Below are 18,514 nucleotides of genomic sequence, written 5' to 3' on the forward strand. Positions count from 1 at the left end.
TAGTAACATTACAATGAAAAAGAACATTTTATGGATACTAGCCGCCATCCTTATTTGCGGCCTGACAGTGACAACGCTGAGCGCCTGCTCAAGTGATGATGATGACAAGACCGAGGGTAAGACCGAGGTGACGATGATGTATATAGTGAAGGTTACTGACGACGTGCTGAAGGTGGCCGACGTGGAAGTGAACTACATCGACCAGACGGGCGCAAAGAAGAAAGAGAAACTGGGCACTACCGAGTGGAAGAAGACCTTCTCTACCAATACCCTGCCAGTCACCGAGGGCGTTTGGGCAAAGATGACACCCAAGACAAACATCGGTACAGGCAGCTATTCGTTGCAGGTGACCACGGCAGCAGGCTATCAGGCTAAGCTGGCCAGTGGCAAGACCATCGCCGACGGCTACGGCAGCGACCCGGAGGCAAAGCCCACTACCGCGCAGACTGCCGGAGAGATCGCCGACTGGTGCAGCCAGAGTCCTACGATAGGCATCGCTATCGACCAGACAGGTTATAGCAAGCAGCAGCATGTAGATTTCGGAGGGAATCGTGATGCTGTAATTGATATGCATGCAGTTTGTATCTGGTTTTTTGGATTGTTTGGCGAACCTCCCTCATTTTGCGATAAATGACACAAAAGTTATATTATAATTATTATTAAATGAAAAAGAACATTTTATGGATGTTGACAGGCTTGGCCGCCATCCTTATTTGCGGCCTTACAGTGACAACGCTGAGCGCCTGCTCGAGTGATGACGACAAAAACGACAAGGCCGATGCGACTGTCGAGAAAGAGATTATGTACGCTGTACAGATATCCGACGATGTGCTTAAAGTGGCCAATGTAGAAGTGAACTATGTGGACCAGACGGGCGCCAAGAAGAAGGAGGCACTTTCTTCGACACAGTGGAAAAAGTCACAGAAGTTGAATAACACGTCGCCATTTGCCCAGGGAATCTGGGTCAAGATCACTCCGAAAACAAATGTCGCCTCCGGCACTTACCAGCTGAAGGTTACAACAGGTGTGGCTTGCAAGGCAACCCTTGCAAACGGGAATACCATCATGGATTTCTCGGGCAACGACCCAGAAGCAGCGCCTGTCACGGCGCAGACTGCAGAAGAAATCGCCGACTGGTGTTCCAAGAGCCCTACTGGCGGTCTGCTTGTAGATCCATCGGGTTATTGCAAACAGCAGCATGTGGACTTTGGAGGAAATGCCAGGGATACAGATTTAGCTATTGTTGATTGTTATGCCTGTAGATTCTTTGAATATATATTTGGTGGTGATATTTCTTACTGTGAGGAACTTTGTAAAGACTGTTTTTTTTGTAATTTATAAATAAAAGCAATGGCACAAAGTGGTCAGTCACCTCTGTGACACAATAAATAAAATCCCCGAGCCCACTAACGGTCTCGGGGATTTCACCGAGAGCGACTTCTGCTCCCCCGCTGTGTGTAAAAATATAAATCTTAAGCAATTTATTCCAAATAGATTTGCTATCTCATTACATTCTGCGTAGGCAGCCTTTCTGAGGCTCTTCATAAGAGTGCAGCGCAAGTGTATAGTGCATTGCGCTCATCGGGCGTGCTGAAGGTGGCCGATGTGGGGCAGAACGTGCTCTTCTTCTGGAGCGGCCACGCCACCGAATATCCCAACGGCACCTATCGCGACCTCTACCTCTACTGCGCCCAGCACACCCTTGGCTCGCATGTGGGTATCTATAACTACACCAACTTCGGCAACCTCTACACCACGGGGCCGAAGGACTTTTTTGTCAAAAGAAATTATTAACCCCAAAATTACACTTACAATGAAAAAGAACTTTATGTGGATGCACGCCGCCATCCGACCACCGGTACTCGCCATGGTCATCTGCGGCCTCACAGTGACCACCATGACCTCGTGCTCTAACGACGACAGCCCCGTCGCACCCGTACTAACCACGCCTGAGACGCTCCTTGGCGAATGGTGTACCAGTGTGAACCAAGGAGACATCGACGAGGATGCCCACGAGAATGATGTCACCGACATGCTGATCTCCTTCAACGAGAACGGCGTTATCATACAACGCGTCTATGCCGGTAACAAGACCGAGTCTGTCAGTCAATGGGAGCGTTTTCGCCGCCACGGCATCTATTCCGTCGACAATGCGACCCATACCATCAGCATGAAAAACATCTCCCTCACCCCCGCCAAAGCGGTATACAGCTTTGACGGTGACAAGCTCGTACTGACATTTGACGACGAGGAGAACCCCGGGGAGAAGCTGTCGATGACACTTCACCGCCCCTCGAAGACTGAAAAGAAACTCTATGCCATTTACGACAGATCCATAGAGGCCGACGACTATATTGGCAAGTGGTTCGGCGTCAACGAGTTCAACGGCCTCTACACCTACGTGATGAACGAGTTCACCGGAAACAGCAAGCTGAAGACCATCCGTTACTCGGTCTATGAGAATAAGTGTACCCGCACCGAAACGACCTGGGATTTCAGACAAATCAAAGTGGCCGAAGGAGAGTACGACGAGCCGACAATAGAGCTCTACAGCCCTGACGACGACTCGAAGTCGACACTCTACTGGTGGAGGATAGAAGACGACAACCTCGTGTTGGGCATGTGGGAATACGAGAATATGTTCTCGGCATTCCACCCCATTACACAGGCTGACATCGACCTGATGGCCGAGTTAGACAGGATGAGTGAAAGCAACGACTAAAAACGAGTAATAATATGCAGAAAATGAGATTCATAATCGCCCTCTGGCTGACGATAGCCGCCATCGGGGAGTGCACAGGGAAACGCCACCGTGGGTGCCGAGCGTATGCCCGACCAAGTGCTGATGAGCGACGGCAGTACGCAGGGCACTGGCATATCGCACGACGGTGCCACCGAGGACAACCGATAAAGTAATCATAATGTAAAAAATAAAAGAAATACCCTCAGGCTCGCTTGCCCGAGGGTATTCCTTTTTTTTACAGGGTGCAAAGGTAATACATTAGAAAGGCGGTTGCAAGCTTTTTGGCGTTTTTTATGCAACAAAATATCTAAAAGATATTAAATTCTAGGGGGTGCATCGAGTTTTGATGCACACTTGTGTTATCTTTGCACCAGTATTAGCATCAAGAGTGCTTAAGTGCACACCAACCGGCCTGTAAATGTATAAATAAGGTTAATTATAATATATTTTATTTTCAAAATTTGGCTTTTAAGTATATTATTATTAACTTTGCAATATGTTTAAAGATGATATATACGCACAATCAAATTCATCAATTATCGCTGGACTTGGAAAAAGAGTGCGTGAATACAGAATGAAGGCGCAGTTGACTCAGGAAGAGTTAGCTGCAAAGGCTGGTATATCGGTGTTGACACTAAAGAAGTTTGAGAATGCTAAGACTGCAAATATAAACATGCAGTCCTTCCTTGCTATTCTGAGGGCTTTACAGCAGTTGGAGTGTGTCGGGAATATCCTTCCGGAGCTTCCTGTTCCTCCATCGGTACTAAGACAATATCAAGAGAAAACTCCAAAGAGGATAAGGCATGGAAAATAATATTGTAAAGGTTAGTCTTTGGGGGCAGACCATAGGCGAGATATATTGGGATGAAAAGAGGAAACAGTCATGTTTTTCCTTTTCGAGTGATTTTGTTGCAAAGGGCCTTGACATAGCACCTTTGACGGCATCCATTCATAATCCGCTATTAGCTCAGGGTGAAGTGTATCTCGGAAACAAGAAAGACTTGTACAAAGGACTGCCAGAGTTTCTCGCAGACTCTCTGCCGGATAATTGGGGCGAGAGGGTGATGAAACATTGGGCAGACCACTATGGGGGAAAGGTACGCCTTACTCCAGTTGATGCTCTGTCGCTTATGGGAAAACGTTCTATGGGAGCCTTGGAGTTTGAACCGTATATGGAAAAGTGGGAGAAAACCACGGATATCCTGCTGCCTGAACTATATAAGTTGGCCAGTATAATAATGGAGGAAAGTAAGTTCCCTGAAGGGGAAGATCCGCTGATACACCTCCAGAACCTTTTTAGTGTGGGAACCTCTGCGGGTGGCAAACGTCCGAAAGCAATCATTGCAATCAATCAGAAAACAGGTGAAATTAAGTCTGGACAGGGGCTTCTTTCCGATGAATACAAATACTATATTCTGAAGTTTAATGAGCGCAAGCAGTTCCCTACCACGCTGCTTGAGAAGACTTATTATGACATGGCTGTTGCGGCTGGCATCCCTATGATGCCATCGTCGCTCATGGATATTAATGGAATTCCTAATTTCTTGACAGAGCGTTTCGATAGGGTGGATGGAACTAAAGTCTATACTCAGACATTGGCAGCATTGGCGCCGGAAGCTGATTCTTATGAAGATCTTTTCAGCGTGGCAAGGAAATTAGCAGTACCTTATGACGAACTTGTAAAGCTGTACCGACAGACAGTGTTCAACTTCCTTGGTGATAACCTTGACGACCATAATAAGAACTTCTCGTTTGTTATGAAAAAGAATGGAGATTGGCATATATCCCCAGCATACGACTTATGCTTTACATACGATCTGACAGGTATGGGCTTTGCCAACCGCCATGAATTATCTGTGTGTGGTAAGGACAAAGATATTACGAAAGATGATCTCCTGAATTTCGGAAAGGCAAACGACATACGGGCTGCCGAATCCGTCATCAGGGAAATATCTGACGTCTTGATGAGATTTAAGGAGTTTGCCCTGAAAAACGGAGTGAGCGAGGTCTATGCAGAGGTTATCCAGAAGAAACTCTGTCAGAACTTAGATGTCAAGTCTGAGAAAGATGGGGAGCAGAGGGTTGACGATGATTCAGAACAGTCTGGCATTTTCGACAGTGTTGTAATTCGGAAGAACAAGGAGAAATATACTATACACGCCAGCAAAAACGGAGTCAGACTTCGTGAGAAGAGACTTTCGCAAGAGGAGTATATGGCATATTCTTTTGGACTTGTATCAAAGGAAAAACTTGCACTAAAGTATTTCCGCGATGAAATAAATAATACATAATGTAGTCTAGAAAGTCCCAATTTGGGACTTTTTTGTTGCAAGACGATTTTTCTTGCAAAGTTGAGAAGAGCCATGAGCCTCTTGACTGAATTATTGCCTAACTTTTATATAAACTTGTTTTTATAACTCTATCACACGGAAAGTGTAAGGGGGTAGCGTGAGGACGTTGGGGCCTGCTACTCCTTGCTTCATCTCAAGCGTCTGGTCGGTGGGCTGACCGCTGAACTCCTCGGTCTTGCTGTCGGCTGGGATAGTGAGGCCGTTGGCTTTGATGGTGAGCTCTACGGGCAGGGCGTTTACCAACTTGAGATAGCGACGGCCGGTGGCACTGTGGCGAACCAGACTGACGCCTACGCGATGTTTAAGTTCGGGGGCAATCTGGATGTCGGTGCTCACGTACTTGTCGCCACCATATACCGAGAACATGCGCTGAACATGGTAGGCATGGGTGGGGCGGACTTCGGTGTTAGAGAAGTAGATCATGTCGGGATCCCAGTTGTGGTGCTTATCCTTGGCCAGCATCGGGGCGTAGCTGGTCATCTCTACCACGTCGCCATTGCGCTCAACATCGGTGAGATAGAGGGCTTCGGCCAGTGCGGTCTCGATATTGGGACGCTTGACATTGGTTGAGGCTGCATATTCGCCAAGATAAACCTTAGGCATGGTGCGATCGTAACCGTCGTAATAGTTGCGATGGTGCATGAACCAACCGGTTGACTCGTAGTAGTGCTCATCAACCATATACTGCAGCTCGGGATGGCGCTTGGTGAAGTCCCATCCTTCGACGTAATCGGCACTTGGGGCGTGGAAAGGTCCTACGGTGCCACAAATCTTAATCTCGGGATATTTCTGACGGATGGCCTTGCAGATCATCTCGTAGCGCTCTTCGAACACGGTGCCGATGATGTCCTCGTTGCCTATACCTATATATTTAAGGTTGAATGGGGCGGGGTGACCGGCATCAGCGCGAAGCTTGGCCCACTTGGAGGTGGCGGGATCGCCATTGGCCCACTCAATCAGGTCGAGCAGCTCCTGGATGTAAGCTGGCATCTGATCCATAGGGATGCCGCACTGCTGACCGCCTATACCCTGGGCGTTGGCGGCTGAGTTCTGGCATGGAACGCCTGCTGCAAGCACTGGGAGTGGCTCGGCACCGATGTCCTCGCAGAACTGGAAATACTCGAAGAATCCCAGTCCGCGTGTCTGATGATAGCCCCAGATATTGAAGTCGGGTTTGCGGTCCTGAAGTGGACCTACGGTGTGGTTCCAATGGTAGATATTGTCGAGGCCCTGACCATGGCTCATGCAACCGCCTGGGAAACGGACGAACTTGGGCTTTAGGTCGGCGATGACCTGAGCTAAGTCGCGACGCAGACCGTTAGGACGGTTCATAAATGTTTCTTGTGGAAAGAGCGAAATCATATCGAGTCCCACACGGACGGACTTCTGCGGAATGATGGCCAGACGGGCCTTGGTGCAGCTCTTCTTGGTGCTGAGCACGCAGGTGTACTGTTGCCAATCGGTGCCCTGGGTTTTGAGTTTGCTGCTGGCAAGTATGGTGCCATCGGTGCCTATTAGCTGAATCGTGAAGTTCTGCTTCTGACCGTCGGCCAGAACATACATCGAGAAGTTGTACTTATGGCCGGCCTCTACGGCGATGCCATCCCAACCCTCGTTCCACAGTGTGTCGGCAACAATCACAGCATAGTGGGGATTGTTGCTGCTGAGTGGGTGCTGGGTGGAAATATCGATAGGACTGGCTGAGTGCCAGGCGGTGGTGGCGTTCCACTCGCGACGATCTTTTGCGTTGTATTCGAAGTCGCGGTTCTGAATCAGTTCGGCATACAGACCGCCATCGGCAGCATAGCTGATGTCTTCGAAGAAGATACCTATCAGTTTGTCGCTGATGGTCTTCTCGCTGTTGCTCACGTGAAGTGTGGCTGTCACAGGCTGATGGGGCAGCAGGGGATTCTTGGTATCGTCGTGCATGCGCTCACTGCTGAGACGTGCGTCGGTCTGCAACTGTTGGAAGTGACTAGTGATGGTGCTGAGCTCCTGCGCTGTGATGTCGAAGGTGTTGCCCTCGTGCAACTTGCCTGCTATGGTGGCGGTGTCGCGCGTCCAGGCAGCCTGATCGATCAGGCTCTTCTGGTCTTTGCTGAATTGACGGAAGTTGCCCGATGCAGATACCCAGCGCTTGTCACCGGTCTTCGTCTGATAATAGATGTCGAAGGTGCCATTGTCATTGGCAAAGACTACCGGCTTGAGGCACTGTTGCGTTGACATCACAGGATAGTCTTGTGGGCGCCAGGTTACCAAGTTGCGGCTATAGGCTGCGGCAAAGAGTGGTGAACTGTCGTTGACCTGAAACACCAGGCGCCAGGTGCCATCGGCAGCGCGGGCCACTGAGGGGTGGTACATGCGCTTCTCGGCTCCCCATGTGCCATAGTCGGACGAGCATAGCTGACCCATCTCCTGCCAACCGTTGGGGGTGAATTGTGCTACATGCAAGCCGGCGTGCTCACCTGGGCTATAGACAAACACGCGCTTGGTGGTCTGAGCGCAAACGCTGATAGACGCTGTGGCGAAAATGCCTAAGAGGTAAAATCTTGATTTCTTCATTATTATTGTGTCATTAATTCTTTGAGGATGCAAAGGTAATGAATTATAGCGTAAAAATGCAAGTGAAATTCAGAAAAAGTTGCTTGGGAAGGAAATATCTTCAAAAACTTTTGTATATTTGCACCCGATATGATTATTACTATCTTTTTAAAACGTTACTATTTTGAAACTATTATGAACTGTAAAAAATCGCTCTTTATGGGCTGCTGGGCTGCTATGGCTGCCACTGCACAGGCTCAGATAACCATTGATATCGATGCACAGCAGCGAGGCCCTAAGGTGAGCCCCATGCTTTATGGCATCTTTTATGAGGATATCAACCATGCCGCTGATGGAGGCATCTATGCCGAACTGATCAGAAACCGCTCGTTTGAGGATGGACCGCGCTTTGGTGCTCCTGCCGACATGCAGGGGTGGGCTACCGTGGCTGCAGAGCCTTCTGTGTTGGCCGCCCGTCTCATTCAAGACTCGAAGAAAACGCCTCTGCTCAATAGTGCCCAGCACCATGCCCTGCAGTTGGATGTCAAGGCATCACCAGCTGCGCCTGTAAGTCTGATTAACGAGGGCTACTGGGGGATTAACGCCGTGCAGGGACGCACCTATCGCCTGTCGTTCTGGGCCAAGGCGCCAGCCTATAGGGGCACCGTGAAGGCAGAACTGCGCTCGGCCGACGGAAAACAGGTGTACGCTCAGCAGCAGGTGGCTGTATTCGCCGCTGCTAAAAAGCGGGGGTGGACAAAATACGAGGCCACGCTGACCGCTCTTGACAATGATGCCCAGGCGCAGTTCGCGCTTGTGTTCGATGGTGTAGGACAGGTGCAGCTGGATATGGTGAGCCTCTTCCCACCCACATTCCGCAATCGTGAGAACGGTATGCGTCCTGATTTGGCCAACATGCTGTGGCAGTTGCATCCTAAGTTTATGCGATTCCCTGGTGGTTGTTTCGTGGAGGGGCAGGAGAGTCCCGACAATGCCTTCCGCTGGCAGCGCACCATCGGTCCTGTCGAAGAGCGTGAAGGCCACTGGAATGTGAACTGGGGCTACCGTACCACCGATGGACTGGGGTATCATGAGTATCTGCAGTTGGCTGAGGATCTGGTGGCCAAACCGCTCTACGTGGTGAACGTGGGGATATGGCACGGCGGACAAACACCTTACGATAGTATCCAACCATGGATAGACGAGTGCTTGAATGCGCTGGAGTATGCCAACGGTCCCGTCAGTTCCAAGTATGGAGCCATGCGTGCCAAAAACGGTCATCCAGAACCCTTCGGAATAGAATATCTTGAGGTGGGTAATGAGAACAACCAGCCCGATCCGCGGCAGCAGAGCGATCACTATTACGAGCGTTACGAACAGTTTTACAATGCCATCAAGGCCAAATATCCCGATATGAAAATCATAGGCAATGTGGTGGCTTGGGGCGATGATAATCCGAAATGGGGCAGCAGTCTGCCCGTGGATTTGTTGGACGAGCATTATTACCGCTCGCCCGACTGGTTTGCTGATGCTTTCCACAAATACGACAGCTACGACCGCCAAGGACCTAAGGTGTATGTGGGTGAATATGCCGTGACCAATGGCTACGGCACGCTGGGCAATATGAATGCTGCACTGGGCGAGGCCATCTATATGATGGGTATGGAGAACAATGCCGACGTGGTGGAACTGGCATCTTATGCCCCTATCTTCGTCAACGAGAATGATGCCCGTTGGCGCCCGGATATGATACGCTTCAGCAGCAGTCGTGCGATGGGCACTCCGAGCTACTACGTGCAACAGCTCATGCCACAGCATCTGGGCACGCAGGTGCTGAAAGTGCAGCTAACTAATCCTTATAAAGATAAGGTGGTGAAACAGATTACGCCAAAGCAGAGTAGAGTGGGGTATGGTACATGGAACACACGCGCCACTTTCCAATGTGATAAAGAGGTGGACTGCATGTATGGCGACTGGCAGATAGAGGGTGGCATGCTGCACCAGACTGGACATAAGGATGCCACGCGCTGCATTCAGAAGGATGTCATAGACGGCGATCACTATACCTGTAAGTTCCGCTGTCGCAAAGACGAAGGGGCCGAGGGCTTTATCGTCATCTTTAACTATGTGGATGACAAGAACTACTGTTGGGTGAACCTTGGCGGATGGACCAACTCGCAGCATGCCATCGAGCAGATTAGCAATGGCGGCAAACTGCTGACCGACAGTAAGCGTGGGCGCATTGAGGCAGGACGCTGGTATGATGTTACCCTGCAGGTGGCAGGCGACAGTGTGAAGGTATGGCTCGACAATGAGCAGCTGTTTGATACTGTGCTCAAGCGCGACCACACCAAGGGTATCTACTCATCGGCCACCATCAACGACGCCACTGGCGAGATTATTGTAAAAGTGGTGAACAACGATGATGCTGCCACCACAGCTCGTATTAGTCTGAAGAACTTTGCGCCAAGCGAAGCCCGAGTAGTGAGGTTGGCTGCCAACGACGGTATGGAGGAGAATACGCTCCAGCAGCCCACAACCATTCATCCCGTAGAGCAACAACTCTCGACAGCTGATGACCACGTGATGCTAACCGTGCCCCCATATTCGCTGAACATCGTCACAATAAAAACAGATGACTATCTGTTCTCTAAGGGCATTTCAACTGCCAACAACGAAACTGCCAGCACCTTAATTTCAGGAAAAGGGCCGCTATATCGTCGGAAAATAGTGGGACAGGAAGCCACGACATTTTGAAACATCCTCTTCGCTTGAGAATGCGCGAGTCATCGGGCAAGGCATTATAGCTCAATGCCAGCTCAATGGTCTCAACCCTGAAAGTGAGGCTGACCATAAGACTGCCTCCAAGGGCATTGTAGAGATGGCTGAGGAAACAGTTGGTTCTATCTCTCAATATATGTGGGACATTGCAGTACTTCGTATTGGTCAACAGGCTTCAGAGTTGAACGTCTCGATGGGCGGTCAGTCGGTTGGTGGCAGTAACGGTAATGCTGATGAGTTGACCAACTGGGACGGAACTAAAAAGAAAGGACTTGGGAGGTGAATTGATTATGCCATTGTTTGAAAGATGCGGTGTTAAGCCGCATCTTTTGCTTTACTGCCTTAATAAACTCTAAAAAATAAGCAAATATGATTCTGATTGAAGATTTTTCACTAACTTTACACCCAAACTAAAAATTTGAAATGTATGCAAGACGTAAATCGCCTGAAATTAGTGTTAGTGGAACAGAAGAAAACCAGTAAATGGCTTTCTGAGGAACTTGGAGTGAGTCCATCTACTGTTTCCAAGTGGTGTACCAATTCTTCCCAACCTGATATTGAAACCCTTGCAAGAATTTCAAGGCTTTTGGGTGTTGGTATAGAAGAATTGTTCAATAAGAAGTTTATTGAATCTGTTTCATTTTAAAAGATTGATATAAGATGATAGATTTTAAGAATTCCAACTGGAAAAATATATTGCGAGATATTTATTCTCCAGAAATCGGTTCAATTTGGGTCGCTCCAAATGGGATTTGGAACAATTCTTTTGCCCATAACAAAGATAAGGATGACATTCATCCGTCAGTTATTGGGCGAGTTTATGATGAGAATAGAAAATGCTGGTTAATCCCAGGTACTTCAAAAGATTATAATAAAGGTACCAGTGTATACAGGGTTAAATTAGACCCAAGCGACCCCGAATGTCCATATTCTCATTTTCTTATAAAATTGAGGATGACGTATAATTCTAAAGACCTAAACAATCTTCAAAGAGGTTGGAATGGTATAGAAACTCTTAGTGGCGAGCAAATAGAGGATTTAAAATTGCAAATCAAATTTAGTTTAGGAATCAATGTTTAAGGAAGAATATATATTAGAATTGCTTTCCGGGCATTTGACGATGCAAGGCTATAATAGCATTATCAGCACCATCGGTAGCATGGCCAGACATTTTAATTGGCCAAAAAACATTATCGTTTCCTCATCGTCAGATATGAATTGGAACAGCGACGATATTAAAGAGTTGGCACACCAGTTCTTCGAGTGGATTATAGCGAAAAACAAATTAGCATATGTTGAAAAAATACCTTACGAATATCTTTCATTCTATTTTACTCAGATGCTAGTTTCATTTGTGTCTAATAGAATTAAAGAAGAACAGCAAAAAATAGGAATAAGCTTCCAGAAATGTCAGGAGCTTGTTTTTGAAATATGTTCAGAAGATTATACCATAGCGGAAGTGTCTGGGCAAAAATATGTAATAGTTAATCAAGAATCTATGGGAATTCAAATATCCGATTTATCGAATGCTGTAAAATATCTTCCAGCTTATGTTATAAAACCGACAACAAAACATTACAAGCCAATAATAAGGATGGCTGTACATGATGTTTTGTCAGATATTAATGGGATGGTTTCTGCTGTTTTACTTGTAAAAACCATATATGGGTTGTTGGATCAAAGTTCTTTGATAAAAGAACAAATTACGGCAACAGAGGATTTTGATGATATAGACAATGAAGACAAATACATTCCTTATGTATCATCGATTCTAACAAATGTCTCCAAGATTGAGGCAAAGATGTATTTGGAATACATTTTTGAGGATGGTGGTAAAAAATCATTGGCCGAGATATCTTCTAAATACGGATTACCCAAAAGTACCGCACATAAAAAAATAGAAGAATTTAAGCATAGAATTTTTTCTACTTATATGCCAGAGAATGAGTCCGATGGAGAAATGTTTTTAAAAAAACTTGCTCTCTCCTTGGACGAAATTGCAAATTAGTGGTATTATATCAATGTAGCAGATTAGAAAATATGAATATTATAAACCAATTCTTAGAAGACCCATTCTTGCAAGACAACGAGAATGAAGCATTCACAAACGATAGTCACAGATTGGCTGAAATTAATGAATCCTTTTCTCAGCATCCTTACAATAAGCCTACTTTGCATTTATTACCATCGGTAAAGCAGAATCAAATATGGTCGATAAAAAAAGAATATCTTGATTATGAAGGAACCCTTCAAATTAATCAAGTACCGATGTTGGTACTATCAACTACTGACCCAGAATATTTAGATGACGACAATGGGTTTATTAGAGTGTGCCCTATTACACCTTTTGTCGAAATGGCTGCAGATTCCGACCAAGTTTGCGATGATCTATCTATTTTAGGATTCCCATTTATGATAGAAACCTGGAACGAACAGCCAATATTGTTGGATTTGTTGGACAAATTTTGTGGTCATTATTATGCAGATATGACCGAGCAAAACGACTCATTAAATATTGATCAACGAAAATTCCGTGAATTAGAGATTTCAAGGGCTAGATTTTTAAATCACTCAATTATTGCATATACAAATGAGTCAGACAGAGCGAAAGCATTTTCTTTCACGGTTGATTTGTGTTATTCTAATGCGGTCAAAACAAAACATATGCCTCGGGTAAACAATATGACTCCCGTGTTTATAAATCTTCGTGACAATGAAGAATATGCAACAGCAGCAAAACATGGTAGAGTATTATCTGAAAATGACTGTATAGATTTCGAGAGCGAAGAAATGCCAATCAGAATAGAGGTTAGAAAAAAATCTCAAAAATTTGTATTAACAATAATACCAAAAGTGGAAATACAACTAATCTCTTCTGACAAGAAAACAATAAATGGCACGTCAAATGATGAAAGAATAGTCTTTGATGGTCTTAAATCCGGACTATATAAAATTATATTATCCGATAATAAAACAATCTCAATAAGAATTAGATAGCAATGGCAGAAACTTATATTTCACAAATAAAGTCGACCGAATGGGTTGATTTAAGTAACGAGCACAAGAGAATCAGAACCTCTCTTGAGCATGTTATTGAAAACACATGTTGTAGCAATGGATATAGTCAACCCATTATGTTACAAGGTGCTTTTGGTATAGGGAAAACAGCAACATTAAATTACTTGTTCCATTATGCATGGGAAGTATTAAAAGTCCCGACTTTTCACTTGTTACTTTCTGATTTGGTGGATATAATAAAGGAAGTAGCGAAGCAACAAGGTGTTGACCAAATACAGAATGAAGATTTGGGACTGATAATCAAGAATACAATTGATAATCAAATCCAAAAACTTAAAAATGAAGATTGGTCTAATTTGACCAATGTGATGTTTCCTGAATTCACATCTATGGATATAGAGCATCCCTTAGTACTTGAGACTTACTTAAAAGATTTTGAAGCAGTCCAAATTGATGCAGATATAGATGAGAAGACTAAAGATTTGTTATCCAAAGGATTCACAAAAGAAGTGATAGAGGAGGCTTTAAACTCAAAGAATGTTCCTCTTTTGCTAATTGATGAGTTTGAATCCAAGTTTACTGATTTAAAAAAAATTGTCACTTCTTCAGGAGGTGGCATTCTTAGGGCATTATTCGACCAAGTTGTTTCAAATAAGCCATTTTATCTTATTATTGGCAATGGACCAGGGTCTGCATATGAAATATCTAAAGAGCAAGGTACTGAAGAAAGTACAGATAATGAGGCTGCTGGTAATCGAAGACTTAAGCCAATGCAAATTCCATTCCCAACAGTACAGTTGTTACAACAGAAGTTCATGCATGGGGAATGCAAAGGATATGTGAATTTTATATGGTGGGTATCTCGATGCAGGCCAGGCCAAATAAAACGTCTTCACGATACTATAGATTATAAGATCTATTCGAATTTGGATTTCTCAGTTTTTATTACTCAGTCAATTTTCTCAGAACCGATTGATGGTACCGGAAACGATGCGGTTAAATATCTTAAAACAGAATATTTTAATAGCATTGATAGTAATCTTTGGGCATCAATGGGAACATGGCTATTGAATTTTGAACCTTGTAAAATAAATGTCACGAGAGATGTACGAGATGCATTGATGCGTTGTGCGGACGCATTCTTTGTGTCAGAAGAAACTGTAAAGTCTGAAAAAATTGCAGTTGGCTTACAGAAAGATTTAAGTAAGTATTTAAAGATTAAACAAGATGAGGGACTTTATCCTCGTGTTGATTATCTCAAAAATCTTCACAAATATTTTAGCTATGTATTAAATGCCTGTTCTAATGCAGATGGCGAAATAGCATTTAAGACAGCAAGTAGAAGATACGAAGAGTCTTTTACCAAGGCTTTCGCAATACCTATGTTGGAAATCGTATATGATTTTATCAGCCAATATGAGGATGATAATGATGTTAGCTTTAAACAAACAAAAGATTTTATTCTTGACTGTATAAAATGGACTGAAAATGCAGTTGAGGAACGGGATCTTAATCTTAAATATGATGAAACGTATCGCTTGTTTGATTATAGCCGTTGCGATTTAAGGCCAAACGACGAGGTTATGATTCAATACTCTTTTGACTCTATTCGGCAAATGATCGAACAGCCCATTGGAGACCCACGGCTAAAATATAAAGATGCTTCTTTGGATGTGTTGCTATCAAGTGTTTCTATGAATAATGCTGCAATTGCTTTTGCGGAGAAAAGCGATTGTAAGATATTGTTTATACCCCAGTTGGAAGACAACGCAATTAAGGAATATCTAAAAAGGGTAAAATCATTCGTATCTGCCAGCATGTCTCATATGCTTCATCGTGGCGTTGAAACCATGAGGATCGTTTTTCTTGGTAACCAAGATTATATAGGCGAATTTAAGGATGAGGTCTTGAAAACAGCAAATGGTGAGTTAACTCCTGCCGCCAAAATGTCAAAAATAGGTATAGATTCCTATGATGAATTCAATTTCAAATTTGGAGGTAAAACTTGCGACTTTATAGATTCTGTAGTAAAAATTATTATTATTGGTTCTTCAAAAGGAACATTATCCGATTCTCATCCGGATAATTGTTATGACATCGTCAAGGTAATGGAAACGATTAGCTTAAGTAGCTGGTCACCTAGAAAAGAAGATCGAAGAACTATAGAGCATTATTCTAAGCTCGTAACAGAAGGAGAAAATAGTACAATAGATACTATATCAAGAAAAGCAATAGAACTTTATCATAATGCGTTAGGTAATTTACTGTGTCCCCTTGAAAGATATGACAGTAATCTTGACTATGAGCTTTCGACACTTTTCGACGAGAACACAATTACGTACGAGCCGCTTTCTCGCTTTGTATGTATGATGTATATCATAGAACATGCTGGTAAATGCCAAGCTGTGAGCCAGAATTTACTAGAATTGTTAAAGATGGTGGGAGTACGTTCAAATCCTCTATACTTTGAACCTAAGGTAGAAGAATCTTCAGTTCACGAATCTTATCATTTGGACCAGATTCACAATATTCTTAAGAATAGTGATAAAGTTAATTATTTATTAAAGCACATTGACACATCTACCGACTTATACGTGGCAATTAATAATTTTACATCGATGTTGGTTGATGAAAAAATCGCAGGCAATCTAACACATCAATTTATTAAATTCTTACGAAATGACATTTCCAACCATTGGATTGGGGAATACAATTCTGTGATGTCGAAGTATTCTTCTTATGAAGGGGACATGCTAGTACGTCTATCATATGCTATGTCAGTTTCTAAAATGGTGAGCTATGACAAGTTGCGGCAAGAAACCGTAAACAGAGTTGATACATCGATAAATCACATTCAGGAAAAACGTAGTGAAATTGTTGATACTATTGAAGGATTTCAAGACAGATTTATACCCTATTGGATCACGACATTTTGGTGAACCATTAGCTGGTTATATTCAATTATTACAAAGAATAATATCAATGTGTAAATTGATCAAGCAGGAATTGGAAGATGATTCAGCAAGCCTATCTACATATTTGATTTTGGAAACTCTCTCATGGAGAGTTGAAAACATGAAAACCTCTATTAATACATTGTGTGGACAATTAAAGGATATTGCTGAACGCATCTCGCGTAAAAGAACTGAAATTCGGACAAAATATCAAGTACCAATTGATGCGCTTCTCGAAAACCAATGGGTGTCTTTGTTGATAAATGACTGTGCCCCGATAGGTACTATTAAACCACCGTTTGATAACGATATTCTATGGAAAAAATATGCATGGAAGATTGGATCCTCAGACAAAATGAAATATATCATGTTTGAAATGAATCCCTCTCCCAAAGACAAGGAAGCATACTTTAAGTTTGAAGATATAGAATCCATTCGTAAAACAATAGAGTCTGTTTATACAGATTTGTGTAACTCGGCATATGTTCCAATACATAATTTGTGCAAAGAGTCACTTAGTCGCGTACAGAATTACACAACTTTGCAAACCTATATAGAGAATCTCATAAATAATAAACAAGATGATACAGATAGATAAATACTCAAAAAAATACAAGATTGCTTTAGAACGACGGAAAAGTCCTCAGTTCGTCTCAATGCTTGACTCCGAGCTAAAAAGTTCGGAATGGGTAGCACAGCTGGCAGCTTGCCAATTGTCATTAGACAACATTACTAAGGCTGCGGATTTTGAGACAAAAGAAAATGCGATCAAAAGCTTGTTCAATCAGTTGTATGAGAAGATTACTGCTCCTGGTTTGGATGCATTTATTGGATGGATTGGTAGTTTGACCACATCAAAAAACGGAGAAAACATAAAAGCATTTAAGAAATTCTTAAAGGACAACTATGACAGCTATGCTGATGATATAGAAAAAATATTATCTGCGAAGGAAGTAGTATCCAAGATTGACGAAAAAAGCATCTTCGGTAAACTAATTTCTAATTTTGGAAACAAAATCAAGAAAATAGTTACTGAATTCATTGATAACAACACGTTTGAAAATGAAATAGATGGATTGCTAAAACAATTGAAGAATGAATATGAGGGTGTCTCGAGTATATCTGAACTTAACTATACTTCAGTAAAGGACCTGTATACTGCCGAACAAAAACAAGATAACACCATTGACTTTTATAGTGACATATTTGAACAGGCAAGAAAGAAGTTTCAATCTATGGATGTTCAAAAAGGTGAAGACAAAAACACCAATTATTTCACTATAATACGCAATCGTGTTACTTCATTAACCAAATCAATATCATATTTGGTAAATAGCGGCGTGGCAAAGAATAATGATATGAACATCAAAGCATTATTCCTAAAATTCCAAAAAGAAATGCCTATAGTTGAGGACGACTATCTTCAATCTCTTAAAGAATTTATAACAAAGGATTGGGAGAGCTTTCTAATAAAATATGAAACAATAAAGACCTTTTATTCGTCTCCGATTTTAAATATCCCATCATCAAATTATGATGGTCTTAAAAGTGGTTCCAATATAAGCAATCTTATACTCAATTATACAAAGTTGTATAATGAAGGATCTATAAGAATAGTTCCTTCTATATCAGCTTCTGACATGAAAAATCAGCTTGCCAAGAAGGCAAAGAGTATAAAAGACATGAACGATGAAGCTGCAAAAATCATGCAATCGGTAAATGAGGAATTTACTGACTTTATTGAAAAATATGAAAATCAGAAAGAAATGTTGGAGAAATCAACTGATAATGATGCCAGCCTTAAGGACAACTACGATTCCATATATGGTCAAGATGGAAGCTTGGACAATCTTAGGAACGGAATAACCGAATGCCTCTCTGATGGATGTAATTTTTTTAACACTTTAGCTAACCAAAGTATATTCCAAATGATCGAACTAATGAAAACAACAACAGAAAAGTTCGAGGAAACATTAAAACTTACCGGTTTGCAAGCTCCGATGGAATGGTTAGACTCTTTGCCAGATTTGATGAACTTAACAGAGTCTGATATAGACGAAAAGAAGATAAAATTGTTACTAAGCAAGGGCTTGATTAAGTTGGAAATTAAGAAAACTTATAACTGA

The 18,514-nt window shown here is 43.2% G+C and carries 16 protein-coding genes; 15 read left to right on the top strand and 1 reads right to left on the bottom strand.

Annotation, left to right across the window (positions count from 1 at the left end; genetic code table 11):
- Positions 1-13 precede the first annotated feature (13 nt).
- The 6 genes from PRU_RS02625 (at position 14) to PRU_RS02650 (ending at position 5,034) form a co-directional block, all read left to right on the top strand.
- The gene (locus PRU_RS02625; RefSeq protein ID WP_013063732.1) at positions 14-634 is read left to right on the top strand and encodes a hypothetical protein; all 621 of its coding nucleotides are present in this window, start codon (positions 14-16) and stop codon (positions 632-634) included.
- A gap of 29 nt (positions 635-663) precedes the next feature.
- On the top strand, positions 664-1,341 hold the full coding sequence (locus PRU_RS02630) for a hypothetical protein (protein WP_013065684.1): 678 nt from the start codon (positions 664-666) through the stop codon (positions 1,339-1,341).
- Positions 1,342-1,560: 219 nt separating this feature from the next.
- Complete coding sequence (locus tag PRU_RS02635) at positions 1,561-1,794, top strand: hypothetical protein (RefSeq protein ID WP_013063672.1); 234 nt, start codon at positions 1,561-1,563, stop codon at positions 1,792-1,794.
- A 19-nt stretch (positions 1,795-1,813) separates the two neighbouring features.
- Positions 1,814-2,722: a hypothetical protein gene (locus PRU_RS02640; protein ID WP_041385575.1), complete on the top strand. Its 909-nt coding sequence runs from the start codon at positions 1,814-1,816 to the stop codon at positions 2,720-2,722.
- A gap of 517 nt (positions 2,723-3,239) precedes the next feature.
- Positions 3,240-3,557 carry a helix-turn-helix domain-containing protein gene (locus PRU_RS02645; protein ID WP_041385576.1) on the top strand — a complete coding sequence of 106 codons (318 nt, stop codon included), beginning with the start codon at positions 3,240-3,242 and terminating at the stop codon, positions 3,555-3,557.
- On the top strand, positions 3,547-5,034 hold the full coding sequence (locus PRU_RS02650; protein WP_013064776.1) for a type II toxin-antitoxin system HipA family toxin: 1,488 nt from the start codon (positions 3,547-3,549) through the stop codon (positions 5,032-5,034). Before PRU_RS02645 ends, PRU_RS02650 begins: the two co-directional genes overlap by 11 nt.
- A 120-nt stretch (positions 5,035-5,154) precedes the next feature.
- Here PRU_RS02650 and PRU_RS02655 read toward each other — a convergent pair whose 3' ends face one another.
- Positions 5,155-7,656 carry an alpha-L-arabinofuranosidase C-terminal domain-containing protein gene (locus PRU_RS02655; RefSeq protein ID WP_041385577.1) on the bottom strand — a complete coding sequence of 834 codons (2,502 nt, stop codon included), beginning with the start codon at positions 7,654-7,656 and terminating at the stop codon, positions 5,155-5,157.
- Positions 7,657-7,830: 174 nt separating this feature from the next.
- Between PRU_RS02655 and PRU_RS02660 the strand changes: the two genes are divergently transcribed.
- The 9 genes from PRU_RS02660 to PRU_RS02700 all read left to right on the top strand — a co-directional run bounded on the left by PRU_RS02660 (position 7,831) and on the right by PRU_RS02700 (position 18,514).
- Complete coding sequence (locus PRU_RS02660) at positions 7,831-10,392, top strand: alpha-L-arabinofuranosidase C-terminal domain-containing protein (protein ID WP_080517222.1); 2,562 nt, start codon at positions 7,831-7,833, stop codon at positions 10,390-10,392.
- Between the two features lie 124 nt (positions 10,393-10,516).
- Entirely contained in the window at positions 10,517-10,699 is a 183-nt protein-coding gene (locus PRU_RS02665) for a hypothetical protein (protein WP_013064276.1), read from the top strand.
- 144 nt (positions 10,700-10,843) lie between these two features.
- The gene (locus PRU_RS02670) at positions 10,844-11,062 is read left to right on the top strand and encodes a helix-turn-helix transcriptional regulator (RefSeq protein ID WP_041385578.1); all 219 of its coding nucleotides are present in this window, start codon (positions 10,844-10,846) and stop codon (positions 11,060-11,062) included.
- A 14-nt stretch (positions 11,063-11,076) separates the two neighbouring features.
- Positions 11,077-11,496, top strand: coding sequence for a hypothetical protein (locus tag PRU_RS02675; protein ID WP_041385579.1), 420 nt, complete (start codon positions 11,077-11,079; stop codon positions 11,494-11,496).
- Positions 11,489-12,424 carry a hypothetical protein gene (locus PRU_RS02680; RefSeq protein WP_041385580.1) on the top strand — a complete coding sequence of 312 codons (936 nt, stop codon included), beginning with the start codon at positions 11,489-11,491 and terminating at the stop codon, positions 12,422-12,424. Before PRU_RS02675 ends, PRU_RS02680 begins: the two co-directional genes overlap by 8 nt.
- A 32-nt stretch (positions 12,425-12,456) precedes the next feature.
- Complete coding sequence (locus PRU_RS02685; RefSeq protein WP_013065503.1) at positions 12,457-13,413, top strand: hypothetical protein; 957 nt, start codon at positions 12,457-12,459, stop codon at positions 13,411-13,413.
- Between the two features lie 2 nt (positions 13,414-13,415).
- Positions 13,416-16,373 (top strand): hypothetical protein, encoded by a 2,958-nt coding sequence (locus tag PRU_RS02690; protein ID WP_013063489.1) that lies wholly within the window; start codon positions 13,416-13,418, stop codon positions 16,371-16,373.
- A 43-nt stretch (positions 16,374-16,416) separates the two neighbouring features.
- A complete protein-coding gene (locus PRU_RS02695; protein WP_013064114.1) occupies positions 16,417-16,986 on the top strand; it encodes a hypothetical protein in 570 nt (189 codons plus the stop codon).
- A complete protein-coding gene (locus tag PRU_RS02700) occupies positions 16,970-18,514 on the top strand; it encodes a hypothetical protein (protein WP_013065187.1) in 1,545 nt (514 codons plus the stop codon). The genes PRU_RS02695 and PRU_RS02700 overlap by 17 nt, the downstream gene beginning before the upstream one ends.

This window comes from Xylanibacter ruminicola 23 (genome assembly GCF_000025925.1).
In the GTDB taxonomy this organism is placed as follows: domain Bacteria; phylum Bacteroidota; class Bacteroidia; order Bacteroidales; family Bacteroidaceae; genus Prevotella; species Prevotella ruminicola.